Origin of the sequence: Heliobacterium chlorum (assembly GCF_014502795.1) — a bacterium.
Lineage (GTDB): Bacteria > Bacillota > Desulfitobacteriia > Heliobacteriales > Heliobacteriaceae > Heliobacterium > Heliobacterium chlorum.
Window position 1 is genome coordinate 200,594 of record NZ_JACVHF010000001.1, and the last position, 23,225, is coordinate 223,818.

The 23,225-nt window shown below is 45.4% G+C and carries 11 protein-coding genes; 7 read left to right on the top strand and 4 right to left on the bottom strand.

Going from position 1 to position 23,225, the window contains the following annotated elements:
- Window positions 1-121 precede the first annotated feature (121 nt).
- The 4 genes from H1S01_RS00965 to H1S01_RS00980 all read left to right on the top strand — a co-directional run bounded on the left by H1S01_RS00965 (window position 122) and on the right by H1S01_RS00980 (window position 13,927).
- Entirely contained in the window at window positions 122-9,517 is a 9,396-nt protein-coding gene (locus H1S01_RS00965; protein WP_188038257.1) for a non-ribosomal peptide synthetase/type I polyketide synthase, read from the top strand.
- Window positions 9,518-9,757: 240 nt separating this feature from the next.
- Window positions 9,758-11,305, top strand: a complete 1,548-nt coding sequence (locus H1S01_RS00970) for a phytoene desaturase family protein (protein WP_188038258.1) — start codon at window positions 9,758-9,760, stop codon at window positions 11,303-11,305.
- Window positions 11,306-11,336: 31 nt separating this feature from the next.
- Window positions 11,337-12,872: a phytoene desaturase family protein gene (locus tag H1S01_RS00975; RefSeq protein ID WP_188038259.1), complete on the top strand. Its 1,536-nt coding sequence runs from the start codon at window positions 11,337-11,339 to the stop codon at window positions 12,870-12,872.
- Window positions 12,869-13,927, top strand: coding sequence for a hypothetical protein (locus H1S01_RS00980; protein ID WP_188038260.1), 1,059 nt, complete (start codon window positions 12,869-12,871; stop codon window positions 13,925-13,927). The genes H1S01_RS00975 and H1S01_RS00980 overlap by 4 nt, the downstream gene beginning before the upstream one ends.
- Before the next feature lie 281 nt (window positions 13,928-14,208).
- On the opposite strand, the gene H1S01_RS00985 is transcribed toward H1S01_RS00980, so the two are convergent.
- The 3 genes from H1S01_RS00985 to H1S01_RS00995 all read right to left on the bottom strand — a co-directional run bounded on the left by H1S01_RS00985 (window position 14,209) and on the right by H1S01_RS00995 (window position 19,695).
- A complete protein-coding gene (locus H1S01_RS00985; protein WP_188038261.1) occupies window positions 14,209-16,260 on the bottom strand; it encodes a methyl-accepting chemotaxis protein in 2,052 nt (683 codons plus the stop codon).
- Between the two features lie 372 nt (window positions 16,261-16,632).
- Window positions 16,633-18,594, bottom strand: coding sequence for a methyl-accepting chemotaxis protein (locus H1S01_RS00990; RefSeq protein ID WP_188038262.1), 1,962 nt, complete (start codon window positions 18,592-18,594; stop codon window positions 16,633-16,635).
- A 330-nt stretch (window positions 18,595-18,924) separates the two neighbouring features.
- On the bottom strand, window positions 18,925-19,695 hold the full coding sequence (locus H1S01_RS00995; RefSeq protein ID WP_188038263.1) for an ATP-binding protein: 771 nt from the start codon (window positions 19,693-19,695) through the stop codon (window positions 18,925-18,927).
- Between H1S01_RS00995 and H1S01_RS22735 the strand changes: the two genes are divergently transcribed.
- The 3 genes from H1S01_RS22735 (at window position 19,637) to H1S01_RS01005 (ending at window position 22,192) form a co-directional block, all read left to right on the top strand.
- The gene (locus H1S01_RS22735; RefSeq protein WP_480035565.1) at window positions 19,637-19,795 is read left to right on the top strand and encodes a DUF7248 family protein; all 159 of its coding nucleotides are present in this window, start codon (window positions 19,637-19,639) and stop codon (window positions 19,793-19,795) included. The two genes, H1S01_RS00995 and H1S01_RS22735, sit on opposite strands and share 59 nt — an antisense overlap.
- An 87-nt stretch (window positions 19,796-19,882) precedes the next feature.
- Window positions 19,883-20,623, top strand: coding sequence for a Crp/Fnr family transcriptional regulator (locus tag H1S01_RS01000; protein ID WP_243236870.1), 741 nt, complete (start codon window positions 19,883-19,885; stop codon window positions 20,621-20,623).
- Window positions 20,624-20,926: 303 nt separating this feature from the next.
- Window positions 20,927-22,192: a LysM peptidoglycan-binding domain-containing protein gene (locus tag H1S01_RS01005; protein ID WP_188038264.1), complete on the top strand. Its 1,266-nt coding sequence runs from the start codon at window positions 20,927-20,929 to the stop codon at window positions 22,190-22,192.
- Window positions 22,193-22,376: 184 nt separating this feature from the next.
- Here the strand turns inward: H1S01_RS01005 and H1S01_RS01010 are convergent, their stop codons facing one another.
- Entirely contained in the window at window positions 22,377-23,171 is a 795-nt protein-coding gene (locus H1S01_RS01010; RefSeq protein WP_188038265.1) for a M99 family carboxypeptidase catalytic domain-containing protein, read from the bottom strand.
- Window positions 23,172-23,225: the final 54 nt, after the last annotated feature.

Consider the following 23,225-nt stretch of genomic DNA (forward strand, 5'->3'; position numbering starts at 1 on the left):
AAATCTTTTCTATCAGTCTAGACACGTCCGTCGGACGTGAAGTTTCCATTTAAGTGATAATGATCACTTACGCGTTGAATAATGACGATAGTCTGCGAAGTTCAGTGGAGGGAAAAAGTACATGTGCAATGAACTGTCCCGTCAGGATTACGAACCTATAGCCATTATCGGGATGGGCTGTAGGTTACCGGGAGGGATTAATAGTCCTGACGACTATTGGGAAGTATTGAAACATGGCAAAGACTGCCTTACGGAAATCCCGGAATCCAGGTGGAGTTTAAAATTTTTCTACAGTTCACACAGTGACAAGCCTGGGAAAATGATCATCGGTCGGGGTGGTTTCATCAGTGGTCAAGATGAGTTTGACCCGCAGTTTTTCGGCATAGTTCCCCGGGAAGCAGAGTACCTGGATCCTCAGCAGAGAAAACTGTTGGAAGTCGCCTGGGAGGCCCTTGAAGATGCAGGACAGAAGCCGAGCGAACTGGCGGGAAAACCTGTAGGTGTATTTGTTGGGGCTTTTACACTGGACTACAAGATACTTCAGTTTGGCGGTAGAAGGCATGATAATCTTGCTGCCAACACAGCAGTAGGTCTGATGATGACCATGATTTCAAACCGTATTTCCTATATTTTCGATTTCAGGGGTCCCAGTATCTCTCTCGACACAGCCTGTAGTTCATCCATGACTGCCATTCACCTTGCCTGTGAGAGCATTCGGAGTGGAGAAAGCTCCATGGCCTTAGCTGGTGGTGTCATGCTTCAGTCCGCGCCTCAGTATACCACGTCAGAATCTAAGGGTGGGTTTATGTCACCGACAGGTACATCCCATGGTTTTGACGCAAGTGCTAACGGATATGTACGCTCAGAAGGTGTTGGCCTTGTTGTACTAAAAAAACTCAGCGAGGCATTGAAAGACGGAGACCCGATTTACGCGGTTATCATGGGAGAGGGAGCAAATCAGGACGGACATACGAACGGTATTACTGTGCCGAATCCCGAAGCTCAGAAAGAACTTATTCTGAAAGTCTGCCAAAAGATCGGCATAGAGCCGGGAAATTTGCAATATGTCGAGGCTCACGGCACCGGTACTCCTGTGGGAGACCCTATTGAAGCGAACGCCCTCGGAGAGGTGCTGGGTATAGGGAGAAAAGCAGGAGAGAAGTGTTATGTCGGTTCAGTGAAATCGAATATCGGCCATACGGAATCAGCGGCAGGTGTGGCTGGACTCATGAAAACCGCCCTCTCCCTAAAAAATAGACAAATCCCACCGCATCTCCACTTGAAGGAAATCAATCCTAAGATAAAGATTGACCAGTGGCCCTATGAAATCCCCACTAGTTTGGTGCCATGGCCTGAACATGAGGGGCCCGCACGTGCCGGCGTCAATTCCTTTGGCTTTGGCGGTGCCAACGCCTATGCAGTCTTGCAGGAAGCACCAGAGATCCCTCAAAAAGTGAATCACTCGTCATCTCCGAAAGTGGAACGGCCTGCGATCTTGGCCCTTTCGACCCGTGATCCTGAGGTTTTACAGGCCATAGCTGAGAAATACAAGGCTTTTCTATCGAGGGAACCGTGCCCGGATTTGAATGACATTGGCTACACCTTAGGCTACCGGCGAGAAACGCATGAACATCGCTTATCGATTGTATATTCTTCCAAAGAGGACCTGCTGAATAAACTTGATTCATGCATCGCTGGTGAAGAGAATCCCTACATACTGAAAGGTAGAAAACTGCCCGATACGAAGCGAAAGCTGATGTGGGTATTTACCGGCATGGGACCCCAATGGTGGGCGATGGGGCGTGAGCTTTACCTGAAGGAACCAGTATTTCGCGAAGTGATTGACCGGTGCGATATAGAGTTTGCCAAACATAGGGATTGGTCTCTAGTAGAGGAACTTATTCATAAACCGGAATCCGAGTCAAAGATGGCCGAAACGTGGTTGTCTCAGCCAGCCAACTTTGCTATCCAGGTAGCCCTTTGTGCACTGTGGCGATCGTTTGGAATAAAGCCCGATGGAATCGTGGGACACAGTACAGGCGAAGCGGCTGCCTTTTACGAGGCAGGTGTATATACTTTCGAGGATGCGGTCAAGGTTGTCATCCACCGTAGCCGGCTTCAACAGACGTTAAGTGGAACCGGTAAGATGGTTGCTGTCGGTTTGCCCGAAGCTGAAGTTTTAGAAAAGCTTAAGCCGTTCAGAGATAAGATATCGATCGCCGCAGTCAATAGCCCGCGGACCGTAACGATCTCTGGAAACGAGCAAGCCCTTATCGAATTTATCGAGCCATTGCAAGCAAGTGGTGTCTTTTGCAAGTTCCTTCAAGTACAGATCCCTTTCCATAGTTCATATATGGAACCGATCAAAGAGGAATTGCTTGAGTGTATCAGAGATATTAGACCCATGAAGGCGAAGGTGCCTTTATTTACCACGGGCGCAGGTGAAAAAACGGACGGTACCAATCTGGATGCTGCTTACTGGTGGCTCAACATCAGGGGAACTGTGCTTTTCGCGAAAGCGATAAACCAGATTATCGACGATGAATACAATGTATTCCTGGAAGTGGGGCCTCATCCTGTTCTAGCCGGATCAATTTCGGAATGCCTCGAAGATAAAAAGCAAGATGGAAAAACCCTTTGCAGCTTAAAACGCAAGGACAATGAGCAGGAACGGATTATTTCTACCCTCGCAGAGATGCACAACCTTGGCTTTACCATCGATTGGAACATATTTTACGCAGAAGGTAACATCACCAGGCTACCCACCTACCCCTGGCGAAAAGATCTCTATTGGACCGAACCGGAGGACGTCCAACGGCGAAGAAAAGGGCTCATCGATCATCCCTTACTTGGCTTCCGCCAGTATACGCCGTCCCCTTCCTGGGAAATGGGAATAAGCACGGAGCAATATCCCTATCTGAGGGATCACAGAATACAAGGAAATGTGGTATTCCCTGGAGCGGGGTATATTGAGATGGCTCTCAGTGCCGCTAAACTGCTGTTGGGTAACGGGATGTTCGCTGTCGATGACTTGGAGATTCAAAAGGCCCTCTTCATCTCGGACGACAGGGAGCCCAGGGTTCAGTTCCTCCTCGATGAGAACAACGCTACCTTCAGAATCGCTACATATAATGATGATACGAACAGCGCAATTCCCCACGCCAGCGGTAAAATACGCACCGTTCAGAGTACAAGAATTGCTCCGGAACTCCATATTGAAGGCCTGAAAATGAAGCTTGCCAATCAAATGGAGGCCGATACCTGTTATCAGAGACTTCATGCCATGGGATATGAGTACGATTATTTCTTCCAGGCAATCAAAGAATTATGGCTGAGTTCGGGAGAAGTCCTGGCCAAAATACAGATGAGGGAAGAACTGCCTGAGGTAGAACGGTACTATTTCCACCCGACGATGTTGGATGCATGCTTCCAGACCCTGATTGCAGCGGAGTTCTATAATGGCAAGACTGACGGGAACAGTGCGATTCGATTGCCTGTCTCTGTTGGAAGAATAAGAGTGGCAGACGGCTATAGGGGAGAACTCTGGGCTCATGCAAAAATCACAGAATCAACGGCTGAAAAGATGGCAGGGGATATCTACCTCTATGACGGTCAAGGAAATCCCATCGGGGAGATTAAAGATTTTATCGCCCTCGGAGTAGACCAGGCTTCTGGTGCAGTATCTTTAAACACCATCGATAATGCTCTTTATCAGGTGAACTGGGAGGAAAAGGAACGGCCAGCCAAAGAAAACAAAGACGATAAAAAGTCAGCTAAGGATAATGTCGGATGGTTGATCTTTGCCGATGAACAAGGTGTAGCCGATGATATTTCCGCTCTCTTGAAGAAAAGAGGGGAACAGAGCCTTTTAATTTACCCGTCCGATCAATATGAATGGGTAAATGGGGAAGGTACGGCGAAAATTGTACCGGATTCTAAAGAACAGATCATCAGCCTGATAAAGTCCTTATTTAAAGATAAAGGTAAGAAATGCAAGGGAATGATACACCTTTGGAGTCTTAATGCTCCTACTATGGAAAATACCTCACTGGAGGAGCTTCAAAAGGCCAAAGGTCCTGGTTGCTATTCTATTATCTCTATCGCAAAGGCTATCAGCGAAACTAGCATTTCAACAAAACTATGGGTTATCACTCGGGGTGCTCAAGCGGTGGAAGAGAATTGCCATGATATCTGTGTTGCCGCTTCGCCCGTATGGGGTTTGGGAAGTGTCCTGGGACAGCAGGAACTGGTGGAAAACTGGGGAGGACTTATCGATCTGGATCCGGCCAACGGCGCTGCCTTCGTCAAAGAAGATGCACTGAAGATATACGCCGAAATCACAGACAGCGACAGCGAAGATCTTATAGCCTTCCGCAATGAAAAACGCTTAGTACCCCGGATTAACCCAGTATCTGGCCTTACAAAACCCCTGCCTACTAAATTTAAGGCCAACGGCTGTTATCTTGTTACGGGTGCCTTTGGTGCCCTTGGTCAACTGGTGTGTCGTATGATGGTGAAACACGGGGTCAGAAGAATCATACTCATGGCAAGGACCAGAATACCGCCTCGAACAGAATGGAGCTATATCACACAGAACGACGATGTATACGAAAAAATCGCCTTTATCAAAGAACTCGAGCGCTTGGGGGCCGAAGTTATCCTTGCCAGTGTCGATATCGGAAATGAATCGCAAGTAGCGGAGTACTTCAAGCAGTTTAAACGGCTCGGATACCCGCCGATTCGCGGCGTAGTCCATTCGGCGGGCATTGTGAATGACATCGTTGTAACACAGATGAATACGCAGTCGTTTGATGTTGTTTATGATACGAAGGTATATGGTTCATACTTGCTTCACAAATATTTGCTCGATGAACCGATAGAACATTTTGTGATGTTCTCTTCGGTTGCCGCGCTGGTCACCACATCGGGACAGACCAACTACGCAGCTGGTAACGCCTTCCTAGATGCATTGGCTCATTATCGGCGAAGCATCGGCCTACCGGCACTTAGCGTGAACTGGGGACCCTGGGCGGTCGGTATGATCAAAGAGCTAAATCTTATTGACCACTATAAAAACCGCCGAGGAATGAATTGCACCCTTCCCCAAGTCGGCATGAGTATTCTCGACCGGGTGATGGGACAAGATGTAGCTCAGGTCATCGCTTGTGAAGCTGATTGGCCGAAAGTCTTGGCATGGTATCCCAAAGAACCGGCAATTTTTTCCCATCTTGCTAAGAAGGACCCATCGCAAGATACGAAAGAAGAAATAAGTTTTGCCACCCTGTTCAGAACTGCCAGTCTGGAGCGTAGAACAGAGCTTGTCAACGAACACTTGATCGACCTTATCGTCAAAGTCTTGCGGTGTAAACGCTCCCAAATAGAACCGACAACCACCCTCAACATGATGGGTCTTGATTCGATTATGGCAACAGAATTACGAAATAAAATCTCATTCTATTTCGGCTATACGCTTTCCATCGTTAAACTTCTCAGTGGCGCGACAATCCCACAGCTTGCCGAAGAGCTGGTCAAAGGACTGCTTGAGTCATTGGGAGATGAGGAGAGCGATCTGGCACAGGAAGAAGTTCTGGTAAGCGTTGAAAACGCCGAAGCAGGGCGGAGCATAGATCCTCTGAAAGGGTTGGAAGTGGAAGACGAGTATCCTCTGTCATATGGGCAAAAAGCCATATGGTTCATCAACCAGCTCATGCCCGATAGCCCTGCTTACAATATCAGCGGAGCGCTTCACATACCAGCAAAGTTGGATGTAGAGGCGCTACGAAAAGCGATCCGGGACATCATCCAACGATACCCTGCATTGAGAACCAATTTCTTCATTAAAGACGGAGAGCCTTACCAAAGGGTATATGCGACCCGAAAGGAAGACCTGCAGGTAATCCAAGTAGAGGGAAAAGAATGGGAAGAGATTCGTGCGTTGATCATCGCAGACAGCAGAAAACCATTTAACCTGGAAAAAGACCCTCTTTATCGGATACGTTTGTATCAGCAGGGAGACGAGAGTTACTACTTTGCTGTCACAATTTATCATATTATATCTGATGCCTGGTCTAACTACATGTTCATCGACGAAATGCAGATGTTATACGATAAATATGCAAATGACAAAGAGATCGACTTAGAACCGATTACTGTCACGTATAAGGATTTTATAGACCTAGAAAATAGAATGGTCAATACATCAAGGGCAACTAAAATGTTCAACTATTGGAGAAATCATCTACCTCAAGAAATGCCCGTCTTGAATTTACCCATCGATAAGCCTAGACCGGTAGTCATGACCAACAACGGAGCGTCGATCAGTGTTGTACTCAGTGCGGAACTGAGCAATGCCGTAAAAGACCTGTCAAAGTCCACTGGGGCAACCCTTTTTATGACCTTATTGAGTGCATTCTACACACTCCTCCATAAATATACGGCTCAGGAGGATATCATCATCGGGACGCCTGTTGCAGGAAGGTCCAATCCAAAGTTTGCCAAGGTGTATGGTTACTTTGTGAATATGCTGCCCTTATGGACTACATTCAAGGGAGATCCTACATTCAATAACCTGTTGAAAACTGTACAGAATAATGTGCTTATGGGGCTGGAAAACCAGGAATATCCCTACGCACTGCTGGTGGACCGCTTGGGACTGGAACATGATGCAAGCCGCTCGGCCGTATTCCAGGCCATGTTTGTTTATCTTTTTCATAAAGTAGAGCAGACAGGCATGGATGAAAATAACGTGGCCTATTACACTGGATTCCCGATGAGATTACTGGATATCCCCGAAGAAGAAGGTCAGTACGAAATAACACTTTCCATGCACGAAGAAAACGGGAAGCTCCACGCCATCTTTAAGTACAATACAGACCTCTTCTATGAGTCCACCATCCAGCGGATGGCCGATCACTTCAAGGCATTGCTGGAGGACGTTACTGAAAATCCAGACAAACATATTTCCGAAATGAATATCCTTACTTCCCAGGAAATGAACATAATTATGGACGGATGGAATAGTCTCCGGGAATTCCAAGGGACCGAAGAATGCATTCACCAAATCATCGAAAAGGTAGCCGCCGAAAAGCCCCTCGCTGTAGCTGTTACAGTGCCGTATGAGGATGGGACAGGCGAAAGGCTCACCTATCAAGAGCTCAATCAGCGGGCGAACAGGCTGGCCAGATATCTCAGGGAGAGAGGGGTCAAGGCCAATACCACTGTGGGAGTATGCCTCGATAAAAGCGTCGATTTGATCGTATCGTTGCTTGCCCTGATGAAGGCGGGAGGTACCTACATACCGATCGACCCCGAATATCCGGTAGACCGGATTAAATACATCCTTGACCATTCAGGGTCAGAATACATGATCAGCAAAATGACGATCATAGAAACCCTGAATATCAGTAAACCGATCATCTGCATGGACCGAGATGCGGGTAATATCAATAGTTTCGAAGCTACAAACCTGGAAAATATCAATGTTCCTTCTGATCTTGTCTATGTTGTTTATACATCCGGTTCAACTGGCCAGCCAAAGGGGGCGAAGATTGCCCACAAAAGCTTGGCATCTATATACCGGTCCTGGGAAAAGGAATATCGGCTCAAAGAAGACACGAGTGCACATCTGCAGATGGCGAGCATCTCCTTCGATGTCTTTGCAGGAGACTTGGTCAGGGCCCTTTGTTCCGGTGGTAAGCTTGTTTTGTGCCGAAGGGAGATCCTCTTAAACATACCGTTGCTGTATAAAGTCATCACCGATGAAGGCATAGACTGCGCTGAATTTGTGCCGTCCATCATGAGGAATCTGGTCAAATACATGCAAGTAGCGGGAAAAAGACTGGATTGTATGAAGGTCATGATTGTAGGTTCCGATGTATGGACAGTCGATGAATTCAACAGGCTCAAATCTTTCTGCAATAGAAAGACCCGTGTAATCAACTCTTATGGGTTGAGCGAGGCGTCCATCGACAGCACTTATTTTGACGGCGATACAAGCGACTATGAAAGCGGAAGCACAGTACCGATCGGCAAACCATTCCCTAACAGCCAAGTCTACATTCTCGATCAGTCGATGAACCCTGTGCCTGTGGGAGTCGCTGGAGAGATGTATATTGGGGGGCAGGGACTTGCCGAAGGATATTTAAATGATGAGCAGCTTACAGCGGAGCGTTTTATCGAGCATTCCTTCTTTAGAGGTCCCCTGATGAGATTGTATAAAACAGGGGACATGGCAAAGTGGGATGATAAGGGAAATATACACATCCTGCAGCGTGTCGACAACCAGGTTAAGATCAGAGGTAACAGGATTGAACTGGGTGAAATCGAAAAGAACCTAGCGAACTGTCCCGGCGTGATTTCAGCTGTGGCCGTGGCGAAGACCGATAGAAACGGGGACAAAGTGATCTGCGCTTACTATATACCCGAAGAAACCTCACCCATTGACGTAAAAAATCTACAGAAGATTCTGTCGGAAAAACTCCCTTCTTACATGATTCCTGAGTATTTTATAGAAATGAAGGAGTTCCCTCACAGTCCGAACGGGAAGATCGACCTAAACGCACTTCCTGCCCCTGAATTTGCCGAACATAGAGAGGACATCGTTGAACCGAATACTATGTATGAAAAGAGAGTTGCCGATGTGTGGAAAAGGCTTCTCGGCATACAACAGGTAGGGCTCCGAAGTGATTTCTTCAACATAGGCGGCAACTCCCTCTACCTGATTGAGCTGATGATACATCTGCAAGACGAGTTTAAGATCAAGCTCACTGTCAACCAACTCTTCAAGGCGTCCACACTGGAAGGCATGGCCAAAACGATAGAGAATATCGTGACAGGCAAGCAAAAAGGCGCAGAACCATACATCGAGTACAATCCTGGATGTAAGAAAGTTATGTATGGATTCCCGCCTGCCGGAGGATACAGCCTTGTGTATAAGAACCTAGCTGATAGCATGAAAGATGTCACGCTAGTAGCATTTAACTATCTGACAGAAGAAGGCAAGTTAAAAGACTACGCAGACATGATCACTGCCCATAGCGATAACGGACCCTATGTTCTCTTTGGATATTCACTCGGAGGAAACCTTGCCTTTGAAGTTGCAAAAGAGCTCGAAGAACGCGGCTATGAAGTATCCGACGTGATCATCATGGATTCGTATAGGATCACAGGCACCTTCAAACCCACGGAAGCAGACTTGAAGAAATTTGAGTATGAACTTGCTGAGCATTTTAAGAAACATACCGGTTCAGCGCACGTACAGAAGCACACTCTGGAGCAGGCAAGAAACTTCATCGACTTCTGCTATAACAGGACAAACGAAGGGAACGCAAAAGCAAGGGTGCACTTCATTATTGAAGAAAACGATTCAGATCCAGACCGAGAGCACAGAAAGGCAAGCTGGGATGGTAGTTCCCACCGGTCAAGCCATATTTATGACGGTTTTGGGCGTCATGCCGATATGCTTGACGCAGGTATAGTGGCGGAAAATGTGAAGATACTTCGGGGCATTCTCCTCTAAGCAAAAATTCATTTTTCTTCAGAACTGACGAAGAGCGAGTCGTTCCTGAAAAGTACTTTAGGAAATTATGAAGATGATGATCTTTTCGACGAGCCTGTTGACGAATGAACTACGAGGCCAAAACTGTTTTTAGCGGATTCGCGATTAAAATGCTCATATGTGTGCAGTTAGGCTCAGTTTGAATTGGTCGACAGGCTCTCGAAGGTCATCTCTAATAGAAACTTTTTTGAGGTGGACCGTATGGGCGATAAGATCCTAATCATAGGCGGCGGTCTAGCTGGACTGGCAACGGGTTGTTATGGGCAGATGAACGACTACAAGACAAAAATTTATGAGATGCATTTCATACCCGGTGGTTGTTGTACCGCATGGAAGCGCAAAGGCTATGTGTTTGATCAGTGTATAGACTGGATGCTTGGTGCAAAGCCTGGCATTGACATGTATCAGCTATGGGAGGAACTGCACGGCCTGAAAGGGAAAAATGTCCGCTTTTTTGAAGATGAGTTCAACTGTGTAGTAAACGAAAAAGGTGAGAAAGTCATTTTCTATACCGACCCTGACAAACTTGAAAAACATCTGAAAAAGATATCTCCAGAGGATCAGGATATCATTGAAGAGTTTTGTGACGGCGTAAGACTTTATGCGAGAAGCCCGAACTTTCCCTTCTTAAAGCCGGAGCCCCTTTGGACTATTTGGGACAAAGTGAAATATAACATCGGTTTGCTACCGTATATCAAATCTATCTTAAAATACGCTGTGGATCCGATAGAGAGTTTTGCCAACCGGTTTAAAAGTCCCTTGCTTCGTGCGGCATTTCCCTTCATTTTTCAGCAGAAAAATCCTGATTTTATGGTACTCCCGTACCTGTACAATCTCGGGGCAATGCACGCCAAAAATGCCTGTTATCCCGACGGGGGATCGTTAGAACTCGCTAAATCGGTTGAACAAAGGTACAAGGATCTGGGCGGGGAAATCCTATACAAAAAGCGCGTTACAAAGGTACTCGTAGAAAGGGACAAGGCTGTAGGCGTACAGTTTGAAGACGGCACCACTGAACATGCTGATATTGTCGTGTCTACGATTGATGGACGCACTACCATTTATGATTTGCTGGGAGGTCAATACGTAGATAAGGATATAACTATGTTATACGACGCATTATTGAATAACGATACAAATAAAGTAAAGATATATCACGGTTTCTATCTTCTGTTTCTTGGTATCAATCGGGATCTCAGCGATGTGCCGTCAAGCACAACGTATCTTTTGGAAGACGGCTCACAACTTTTTGGAGGCTATCAAAACAGCTTCTGTGTTAGGCACTTCTGCCATCATGAACCGAATTTTGCGCCTAAAGGAAAATCAGTGATAGAAGTGTTCTACTATTCAGACTATGATTGTTGGAAAACACTTTACGATAGCGATAGAGAAAGCTACAACGAGAAAAAAACAAAGGTGGCCAATTTCATTATCGATTTTTTGGAAAAGCAGTATCCCGGATTAAAAGGGCAGATTGAAGCGATCGACACTTCTACCCCTGTGACTGCCGAACGCTATACCGGAAACTATCAAGGGACCGTCATGGCTTGGTCACCCTTTGGAGATACTGAGGATCATGTCAAACCACTCATCGACAAGCTACATATGCAACTTCCTGGACTCAAGAATTTCTACATGGCAGGACATTGGCTGTCTACGGGAGCACTGATACGTGCGGTCTCTTCCGGGAGATATGTTATGCAATTTATATGTAAAAATGAGGGGAAAAAATTCAAGGTTATAAAGTAACGTCAATACAACTTGAGAGTGAGGATGCTTTATGAATTGTAATGAAAAATCGATCATTATTATCGGTGCTGGGATTGCAGGATTGGCAGCTGGTATTTATGGGCAAATGAACGGCTATAAAACTACGATTTTTGAAATGAACCATGTTCCGGGCGGACTTGTAACGTCATGGAAACGTAAGGGTTACACATTTGATGGGGCTATGGACTGGTTTATTGGGACAGGATTAAATGACAGAAGCAGCATCGTATGGAGAGAACTTGGGTATTTACAGGATAGGAAAATAGACTACTACGATGAGCTGTTACACGTAAGGGATAGAAACGGAAAACTGTGGACTTTATACACGGATCCTTCGATGCTTGAAGATCAGCTATTACAGCTAACCGATGATGAGGAAGATAAAGAGAAGGTTAAAAAGCTTTGTAAAGATATTGCTAGATTTATCGAAGCCGCTCCACTGGACTTTCGAAAGCCTCAAACGCTTTATGAAGCTTCTGATTATATGAAATTTGCGGAAGAATATGCGGATTGCATGGATATATTCATAGAATATAATCAGCTACTGGTCAGTGATTACGCCGACTCCTTTAAAGACCATAGATTGCGTGAAGTAATGACATACATGTTTTATGAGCCCGAGAGCCCCCATGTACCCTTCGTATTTATTTTTCAACTAGCGAGTATGTATAAGAAAACAGCAGGTTATCCACAGGGAGGAAGCTTAGGAGTATCGAATTTTCTCGAAGCTCGCTATAAGGAACTCGGAGGTAACATACAGTACAGAGCGACTGTTAAAAAGATTATTACACTTGATGGAGTAGCGAAAGGGATCATCCTCGAGAACGGAACGAAGCATTTTGCTGATTATGTAGTGTCAGCTTGTGACACTCGCCAAGTAATTTATGAAATGCTCGAAGGAAAATATGTCAATGATGCTATTGATAAATTGTATACTGAAGGGGTTATCCATGCATCTGTTCTTAAAGTCTATCTAGGGGTGGATAGGGACTTCAAAAATGAACCGGATGTTGCGGTCCATATGCTCAATGAGCCACTAGATATCCCAGGGCTGAATCAGAAAAGACCAAGAACTTCCCTTGTTTTGAGGCATTATTGCAACTTGGAATCGTCTTACGCACCTCCCGGGAAGTCTGTCATGGAGAGCTTCTTCTATTCCGGCTATGATTACTGGGGAGATTTGTATAATAAAGACCGTGAATTGTACAAAAAAGAAAAAGAGAGGATTGCTAGCATAGTTATTGATCAAATAGAGCGGATTTACCCTGGCACTAAAGAAAAAATTGAAGTTGTAGATGTAGTCACCCCGGTTACATACCAGCGTTATACGGGAAATCATAAAGGTGCCATCATGGGATGGATGGATGATACCACTATCGTACCTGATTTGATGAAACAGATCGGTGCGACACTGCCTGGACTGAATAATTTTTATATGACAGGGCAATGGATTGTAACTGGCGGAATGATCAGAGCGGCCTCATCGGGCAGGTATGCCATAGAGCGCATATGTTTAAAGGATGGGGTTGAATTCAAAACAATATGATTACATCATTAACACCTATACAGACAATACAAACTATTGGGGCCTATGCCTGTTCGGTTTTTACATTAGAGAAAAGTCAATGTATGGCCGTTGCTAATTGGTCTGACGGAAAAGACTATCATCAATATTCACGGATATACAAATGGAAAGACGGAAAATTCAAAGAGATACAGGCTCTATTAACCAAAGGGGCTTGTGACATAGAAGCTTTTTCTATTGGAGAGAACAGATTTTTAGCTGTCGCTAACTATTTTGATGGTGAAAACTATACAATTGACTCAGTTATCTATCGGTGGAATGGTGCTTCTTTTGAACAGTTTCAAGAGATTACAACTAACGGTGCAGTCTGTTGGAAGGCCTTTAGTATTAATGATGAGAATTTCTTAGCCGTAGCGAACTCCTGTAATCATGCCGGTAATCACGTAGAGTCTGTTATTTACAAGTGGAACGGTGATTGTTTTACTGAAATTCAGCGCATTCCAACAATCGGGGCCTTAGATTGGGAGTTCTTCACTATTGGTAGTAATAGCTATCTGGTTGTTGCCAATCATGCAGATGGTAAAAACAGTAGTGTCGACTCTAAAATATACCGATGGACAGGTAGTGAGTTTTTAGAACTTCAAAGCATTCTTACTCATGGCGCCCATGATTGGCTTTTTCTCGAAGTCGACAATAAACAATTTCTCGTAGTAGCCAATTGTAAGCAAGGGGAATCGTATAATGTTGATTCCGCTCTTTACTGCTGGAACGGTACGAGTTTCGAACCTTTTCAGTTTTTCCCCACTCACGGGATTCATGGCTGGGAATTTTTTAAGCATAACGGGAATAGTTACTTATTTGCCTGCAATACTTTTGATGGAAAAAGTTCTTCGATTAAATCTGTGCTTTATAAGTGGAATGGTTCCCAATTCGTTGAAAACATGTTGGTGAATACGAATGCAGGAATAGACTGCAAAGCCTTTTTTGCCGATGGTATTACATACCTCGCCGTAATGCAGTGTTCTGATGGCACTAGTTATACCACAGATTCTGTTATATTTCAGTTGGGTGAGTAACATACGCTTGAAGTCAAATAGGGAGAACCCCCTTGGCAAACAAGGGGGTTCTCCCTATAGGCTCAATTTATTGCTATATTTATCGTTGACGCCGGCTTATTTGTTCAGCCGAAATCGCTCTACCACTGCTTCAGACGGATGTGATATTTCCGTCAGTTTATTTGCCAATACGGCGGCTTCCTCTGATGAGGCGGCCACATCTTGAACGGTAGCAGTCTCAACAAAGAGCCCTGTTCGGTCCGGTTTTGTTGTGGCTCTACGATGAGATTTTTGGTCTATGTCTAGATGATAAACTTTTTAATTATATCTGTTAAATCGGTGGACAGTTGTGCCATTCGTTGTGAGGTAGAACTGATATCGTGCATGGTGGCTGCTTGTTCTTCTGTAGAAGAGGATATGTTTAATACAGCTTGTGATGACTCTTCCGTAACGGTTGCGACATGATCAATAACTTGCATGACAGATTGTGCTTTTATTATTAGTTTGTCGGTGGACTCATTTAACTTACCGATTTCACCCAAAAAGGAAGTGATCGATTGAGATATCTTCTTGTAACCGTTACCGGCAGCATTTGCTATCTCTACTCCATCGACAATTTGTCGTGTACCTTCATTAATATTATCGGCAATATGGTTCACGGCCGATTGAACCGTCTTAATGCGGTCGGCGATTTGCTGGGCTGCTTGATTGGACTCATCTGCTAGTTTACTTACCTCGCTCGCTACAACACCGAATCCACGGCCCATTTCTCCAGCTCGGGCTGCCTCAATCGCGGCGTTCAAGGCAAGCATGTTTGTTTGGCCTGCAATCGATGTGATCATATCTACGATAGTACTAATTTCTCGGGAGCTTTTCTCAAGTGCCTTAATCTGTTCAACGTTATGTTGATTCGTCTCTGAAATTTGATTCATTCTGTTTACGGCATTTTGAATCAAAATATTGCCATTATCGGTTAAAGAGCTAGTTTCCCGTACGATATTTACTAGTCTTTCTCGTTCAGAATCTACGACTTGACTTATTTCGATCATTTCTGATGCAAGGTTTCTTGCCTCAAAAATATCTTGAGCTTGTTTTGAGGCGCCATCAGCTAAATCTTGAACGCTATGAGAGACTTCTTCTGATGCATCACTGATTTCCGTAAATGCTTTTGCTAAATGTTGAGATATTATTACGACGTCATCAGACTGTTTGCGAATTTGTCTTATGATGGCCTTAATGTCGTTAATATTCGTGTTGATTGCGGATTGTAAATCTCCAATTTCGTCGTCCTTATTCTGGGTTTCATTTTGGAGAACATCTAAATTCCCGGCTGCTATTTCTTTCGCTAATCGAGATAAACGGACAATCGGTTGATATGTTAACCTCGTTAAGACAAGAGTAACGGCGATATTAATCAGAAGAACGATTGTGATTTGAAGAGCCAATTTCTTTTGCATAGCTTGGTATGCGGAAGTGATATCTCGTAAGACCACTACACCGCCAACTTTTTGATTCCCCGCATCGAAAACGGGGAAAATTGCTTTTGCGAAGACCGAACCTTCACGGTTAATTTGCTCGAGCACCAGTCCGTCATCAGGCAGATTATCGATAGCCTCCGCATAAGCAAATATATCTTCACTGTCCCTCGTCTTATCAACTAAAACTGACGACGATGAATTATTCCAATTGTTATCCAGCCCATGGCTTTTTCTATTTTTAGCCCATTCTTGTTCATCCAAGTATTCTTTTTTAATAATCATGCCATAGTCGTATCCAGTTTGGTTCTTCAGAATACCAAGAAAATGGTCCACTTCTTCTCCCAATTCCATGTAGCCAATTAACTGTCCCTGATATCGGTAAGGAGCAACCACTCTCAAGGCAAAAGCAGTTTTTCCCAGTTCTAATCCGGAACTGAAGCCCTGTTTCTCGATCGCTTTACGATATGTAACTCGATTGATCACGTCGCCAAAATTATCTGGTTGATGAACCCGTAAAAAGGCAGTTTTATCCGGTTCCGCATTATGAAAATACCAATGGGTGATACGATACCGTTCTTTAAGTTGATTGTAGAGCGGTGATGTAGTCTTATAAAGTGCGTTTCGGTCACGTTGGATAAAGATTTGGGCAATCTGTGGATTATCCATTAAGGCATTCATCGTCGCTGACATCATGGACACGTCGCTGCTCACAAGATGTTCAAAATTCTTTCTGGAAATCGTAATTTGTTCTCGACTATAAGCTGTTGCTTCATCATTATAGGATTTAATGATTAATGCTCCAACTGCAGAAGTACTGATAAAGATCGAGATAATGGTAGCTAACAGGATTTTCTTTTTGATTGAGTAGTTTTTCATACATATGACCTTCTCTCAAGTTTTTCACATAATTAAGCTAGGAGTTATGTATAAATAACTAAAGCTTTGTACAGGGAATTTTTAACCGATAAAATTATTATAGCCCTTGCTCCTTGTCGTCACAATACATTAATTTACATTAAAACCTATAAGCTCAACAACGACCTCTAGATGGTATTTATTGGAAAAACCAAAAGTGCGACTATTTAGTTACACTGAGCTGTAATCTGACAGATATCAATAATTTATTCTCTTTCCTAGCTTCTGCAGGTGCTTGGAATCGGGGATTGAATGGAAAAGAAAAGGCTATAGATATTCTTATTTGAATACCTATAGCCTTTTTCATTTTATTACCTGTTGTTATCGGGCTGTTTATACAAGCTGAAATCGCTCTACCACCGCTTGAGATGAATGAGATATCTGCGTCAGTTTATTCGCCGATGCAGCGACTTCTTCCGAGGAGGCGGCTACCTCCTGAGCGATAGCGGTAACAGCTTGGGTGGAAGAAGCGGCTTCGGTAGACTCTTTATATAGCTGCTGCAAGGATGCTGAAGTGGTGAGCGCCATATCCATCTGACTATCGGCCCGTTGAATTACGCTGTCAAAGCGTTCCATCTGGCCTTTTAACAAAACCACCATTTGACGCAGTCTTTCCGTATTTTCTTGTGATTTATGATACTCGGCGTCGGCCAATCGATAGCCTTCGTCGATGGCGTGAACGGTGGCGTTGATATCGGCGCCGATTGCGGCGATGATCTTTTGAATTCGGGAGGCCGCTTGGCGAGATTCTTCGGCCAGTTTTCGAATTTCTTCGGCGACGACTCCAAAACCGAGTCCATATTCACCGGCTCGAGCCGCTTCAATGGCAGCGTTAAAGGCCAAAAGATTCGTTTGGTCCGTGATTTCCGTGATCACGTTCAGGATTTCTTCAATCCCTCGACTCTTTTCGTGAAGTTCCTTCGTTGTTTTCGAACCATGAAGCATCGTTTTCGCCGTTGATTCAGACAAGGCCTGTGCTTCTTGAATGGAGTTGGAGATGGCCTCTGACAATTGGGTCAAATGAAGGCCCTCTTTTGAAGCGGCTCTTCCGTCCGCTACGATGTCTTGGGACAGTTTCGACAGCATTTCCACTTGCTCCACTGTCTCCGATAATTGGCGAGTTTGCAGAAGCAGGGTACTCGCCACGTCTTCGTTGCAGCGGGCCAAGTGGTCAGCCGCTTTTGCCGTCTGCTGGCAGGAACCGTTTAAATTGAGCGATTCTGTATGTAACGACTGTGAAGACTTCCGGATTTCTCCGATCAATTGTCGAAGCCCTAAAGACATTTCTTGAAAGGCATCGGCCAGTTGGCGCATTTCAGGTTCATGGTAATCGGCGGCGTTGAGAGCGACGGTCAAGTCTCCTGAGGCCAAATTCCGGGCATGTGCACCCATAGACTCCAGGGGAGAGGTTACGCGCCGAGCGAAAAAGGTCGAAATAATAAGGGAAAGAGCCGCGATTCCTAGCGACAGGCCGAGGAGTATGTACAGCAAATGCCGGATAGGGGCAAATAGGGCTCGCTCATCGTCGCGCATTAATACGGTCAAGTGTGTAAAGTCAGAAGTCAGGAGGGTCGCTACATATTGGGTACCGTCTTCTTTATAGTCTGCCTCTCCAGAAGCGTTTGCAGGAGGCAACGCATAGTTGCTGGAAGCTCCGATGTTTTTCTTTTCTGGATGATAGAGTAATTTCTGCTGGCTGTCTACGACGATGATCTTATTGTCGGCAAAGGGATCTAATTCTTTCATCCGTTCAATAAAGGAATGGATGACGTCGTCGATACGAACATAACCGGCAAGGACACCGACCAGCTTATCCCCTTCGGTGATTGGTACGGATATAGCCAAGATGGGCTTTTGTGTGACTTTACTGACGACGGGAATACCGATGACAGAAGATTTTCTTTCCTTGATTATCCCTTGTACATAATCTCGTTCAAAAACGTTGACCTTCCCGTCGTTGTTGGAACGAACGATTTGCATTCCCGAAGTATCTATGATGACAAGAGAATCCATGTCCGGAAAGACGTTGGCAAAGGATTCGAGGAGAGATTTTTGCTGCTCCGGGTCCATGCTTTTAATCTTTGGTAGATTTGACAGCTGCGTTAGTAGATTCCGGCGCTCTTCGATGGATTTGTTCAGATCTCGCAGCAGGCTGTTCGCCCAAAGGGATTGGTTTTGTCGAATTTGCGCTTCCAAGGAAGTACTGGCTGAGTCGTAAAAAATATAACCGAGAAGCAAAAGCGGCAATAGGGAAAACAAGGCTAGACTGATAGTGAGTTTAGATTTAAGGCTCACCGGAATACCTCCTTCATGAAGTTTATAAGCGGCTAGTTTCTTCGGATGATAAATAAAAGAACAAGTGAAAAACACTTGTTCTCGACTTTGAGATGGAATAGTTTAGATTTCCATTATTGACGAGTCATATCCATTTTACGGTTTTAAAATCGTCTCGTCAAGGATGAAAAGGGACGTATCTTGAATACCGAAGGGAATCATGAAGTGATATTCGGTGAAAAAAATGATAAAAAAGCAAGGCACAGTAAAAGTCATTCGTTTGCTTTTACTGTGCCTTTTTTATACTTGTTGTTTAGTTGCTTTTCCCGGAGTTAGTTTGAACGGTCTGAATTAGGTTCTATTGACGATGCGTCCGTCTGTACCGATCGTAACGACTTGCCAGGGGATGACTTTACCGCTTGCGGCGAGAGCCTTCTTCACGGAGTTCACAATTCCGCCGCAACAAGGCACTTCCATCCGGAGCACAGTCAAGCTTTGGATGTCGTGGGCGTTTAAGATTTCGGTCAGCTTTTCGGCATATTCAACGGCATCCAGTTTTGGGCAGCCGATCAGGGTGATTTTGTTTTGCATGAAATCTTGATGAATCCCGGCATAGGCGAATGCGGTGCAATCGGCGGCGATCAACAGTTGGCAATTGTCGAAAAAGGGAGCTCGCGGCGATACCAGTTTTAATTGACAGGGCCATTGGCGCAGTTGCGATTCCGCGCCGGTGGCATTTCCTTCCTTTGCACCGTGGCCGATGTTAGGTGGCACTGCGGATCCGTGAGGGGCCTTGGCTTCTTTCATTGGCAATCTTTCAAAAACTCGAGCCTGTGTCCCAGGGCAGCCACAGGGAATCGGAGCCGCTGTGTGGCCCTTTTTCGCTTCTTCCATGCGCTGTTTCACAGCAACCTCATCGAAAGGATCGGCCTCCCGCTCCTCTAAAGTGATAGCGTTGGTAGGACACTCGGGAAGACAGTCGCCGAGACCGTCGCAGAAGGCATCAGAGACCAGTTTTGCTTTTCCGTTAATGAGTTGAAGGGCTCCTTCGTGGCAGGCGGTGATGCAAAGCCCGCAACCGTTACATTTTTCCTCGTTGATCGTGACGATTTTTCGTTTCATATTGTTTATCCTCCTTAGGATTGTTTGCTTTTACATCTACACTATAATAAAATTGGGTGAAAAAATCGGTAGCCATGGCTACCGAGAAGTCTTGATCTAGAAAATGATTACGTGTAAATGTAAACGGTGACCCTGGTCGGCAAGGAAGATATACAGGACAAGTGAAAGCCAAGGGAGCAAAACACAAATGGAACAGATTGAGCTAATGAAGCAAATCAAACGGGATGGGCTGACGGATCTTACCGAAAAGTCCCGTCTTTTATCCCAATGTGCGCTCTTTCAAGGAATTGGACCGGTGGTAATCAACGAAATGCTGAATTGCCTTGAGCCCAAGAGCTACCGCTATCAAAAGAACGATACCATCGCTTTGGCGGGAGAACCTTTTGAGAGTATTGGTGTCCTGCTCAAGGGGGAGGCCTTGGTTATCAAGGAAACGGCCGCAGGCCACCGATCCATGATGGCACTGCTTCGTCCAGGCGATCTTTTTGGAGAAATCGTCGTCTTTTCTAAGAACTCGGTCTGGCCTGCCACTGTCATCGCTCAGGAAGACAGCCAGGCTCTGTTCATAGCCCGGCGAAAGCTGACCAGTCAATGTGAACAGAGTTGTACCTGGCACCGGACGATCATCGAAAATATGCTCAGGATCATTTCTGACAAAGCCATGATGCTGAATAAAAAAGTGGAGTACTTGACGATTAAGAGCATGCGGGGGAAGCTGAGCACCTTTTTCTTGGAACAGCATCAAAAAGCAGGTACAACCACGTTCCGTCTCCCTATGAAGAGGAACGAACTCGCTGACTTTCTGAATGTCTCCCGGCCATCCATGTCCAGGGAAATGGCTCGCATGCGCGAGGAGGGGTTAATTGACTTTCATCTGGAGACGGTCCGAATCATCAATGCTGAAGCGCTGCGAGAGATGGGCGAATGAAAAAAAGATCTCTACCAATGCTTTTACAGGTTCCCCCCAGGAAGGCATAAGTCTTTAACCATGTGATCTACTCATTGATTCAAATAAAAATGGAGAAAGAAACAGAAGAGACTCTGGGTCGTTCCTTACGAACAGTCCAAGAGTCTTTTCCATTATATTGATTGCTAATTGTCACTTTCTTTCCTTAAAGAATCTATACAATCGGAAAGTCATTACCCCCTATAATGAGGATGCGTAAAGTTATTAAATGCACAAGATGTACCCCTGTAATTTTAATTTAGTAGCAGCCGAAAGGAGCAACCTATGAAGCCTTACGTCAAAACTCTCATCGGTGCCCTCACCGTTTCTACCGCCCTTTTCAGTACTACTGCGGCCTATGCAACCGACGTGTCCTATGTCGTCCAGTCCGGCGATACTTTATGGATCATTTCCGTAAAACAAGGTGTTTCTGTAGATCGAATTAAGAGCCTGAACGGACTTACGAGCGATATGATTTATGTTGGTCAAAAACTCTATATGGTGGAAGCAAAAGTCTACACTGTCAAAGCGGGTGATACTCTTTGGCTGATTTCGAAAAACTTTGGCGTAACGGTGGACCAAATTAAGCAACTCAATAAGCTGACGAGCGATATGTTGTATGTGGGACAACAATTGAAGATTACCGACGGCGCGTTGCCAAAGGTATCCGGTACGACAACAACGACGACGACACCGACGACCACAACCACTACGCCAACATCTACTACGTCGACACCGACGTCTACAACGACAACAACGCCGACAACTACGACAACAACCGATACTACTACACCGACCCAAACGACCCAACCGGCTCCGACGACTGAACCAACGACCACACCAACCCCAACCCCAACCTCTGAACCTACGCCCACACCTACGACGGCATCCTCATCAGAACCTATACCTACACCGGGAGCCATCCGGCCGACAGCCGTTTCCCAGTGGCCGACCATCACCTATGTGGTCCAAGCCGGAGATTCTGGCTGGTCCTTATCGCAGAAGTTCGGCGTGCCGCTCAGTGATCTTTACCGGTACAATTATATGAAAACCGATGAGTGGTTCGATGCCGGTCAAAAAATCGCCATCAACGGTTTTGCTCCCCGCAACTATGATGTATTCCCTGGAATGCACGTAGCTCCCTCAAAGTACGGGGTCATAGCCGATTGGTTTCTCGACGGACAGTATGTATTAAACCGGAATGATCAATTTCAACTCACTGATGTTGATAGCGGTAAAACCGTTCAAGTGAAGATGTTAGGCGGATACAATCACTCTGACGTGGAACCTCTGACTACAACAGACACCCAAACGATGAAAGAACTTTTCACCACCTGGACGTGGAACCCACGGGCCGTCGTGGTCTGGAAAGACGGTATGAACATAGCCGCATCGCTCTCGGGGATGCCCCACAGCTATGATACGACCCCGGCGAATGGAGTAGATGGGCACTTCGATTTGTATCTGAAAAACAGCTGCCCCCATGGTACTGCCACGGACGCCTACCAAGCTCAACATGCGGCCATGATCCTCAAAGCGGCTGGAAAATAGTTTACATAATAGACCACGATGCCCTTAATGCAGCACCATCGGTGGATATAAACGGGCAATATAACCTTTATGCCAACCGTAAACACAAAGAAAAGGAGTTGCATTTATGGCAACTCCTTTTCTAACGGGTACAGCGCTACAGTCCTGGAATAATCGGATTATGAAACTTATGCAAAGAATGAATTTACTTCGCCGTAACCTTCACACCAGCGTGGTTCAGAAACATTTCAACAGCAGTCAGATGATTTTTCACGCGGGTATTGATCGGATCATCGTCACCAGTTTCAAAAATTGCCGATTTAGAACCAAAAATACCAGCGGCGCGGGCTAAACTACCGCCAACAGGATATTTAAGTTTCGAGAAACGTTTCGAATAGGCCGTAGTCTTGTTCAGTTTGGAGACGAGTTTGGACGCGTAATCATCCATGTTGCCAGCCGGATAGTAGATGATCGACTGGCCGACAGAATCTTTGTTTTGCACATGGTAATCAAATCCTTCATGCAAGTCCAGCAGGTAGTCAGGCTTGTAGTTCAAGTACTCGCTCCAAATGGCCCTTGCCAGTGCATTATCGGCACCTTCTTTTTTCGACTGTGGGAAGGCCCGGTTTAAGTCACCAAAACCAGAGTCACGGCGGAATTTTTTAATACCTACCTTATTGGCTTCGGGGAGAACAATGAGGGTACCTTTGTCGATCTTCCAGTTTTTCACCTGTCCAGCTGCTTTATAGCCGGCAGGTTCATTCCCGTGGACGCCGCCAGAGACCCACACTGTCGGGCCAGGCTTGTCCCCTTTAATGATATACATGGTCGTTTCCCAAGATGTTCCTTTGCCGAGCACCTTGGTAGTCACTGTCGAATTCGTTGCTGCGTCCGCTTCCCCAACAATATTCACAGAATTCGGAATCATGGACAGGGGAGCGGTGAGGAGACCGAATGATAAAACACCTGTAAGCATCCATGTTGTAGTTTTAATACGCATACCCAATCCACCTTTCCGAGTAAAAATTTATTGCAATAGTGAAGAAAAGTGCAT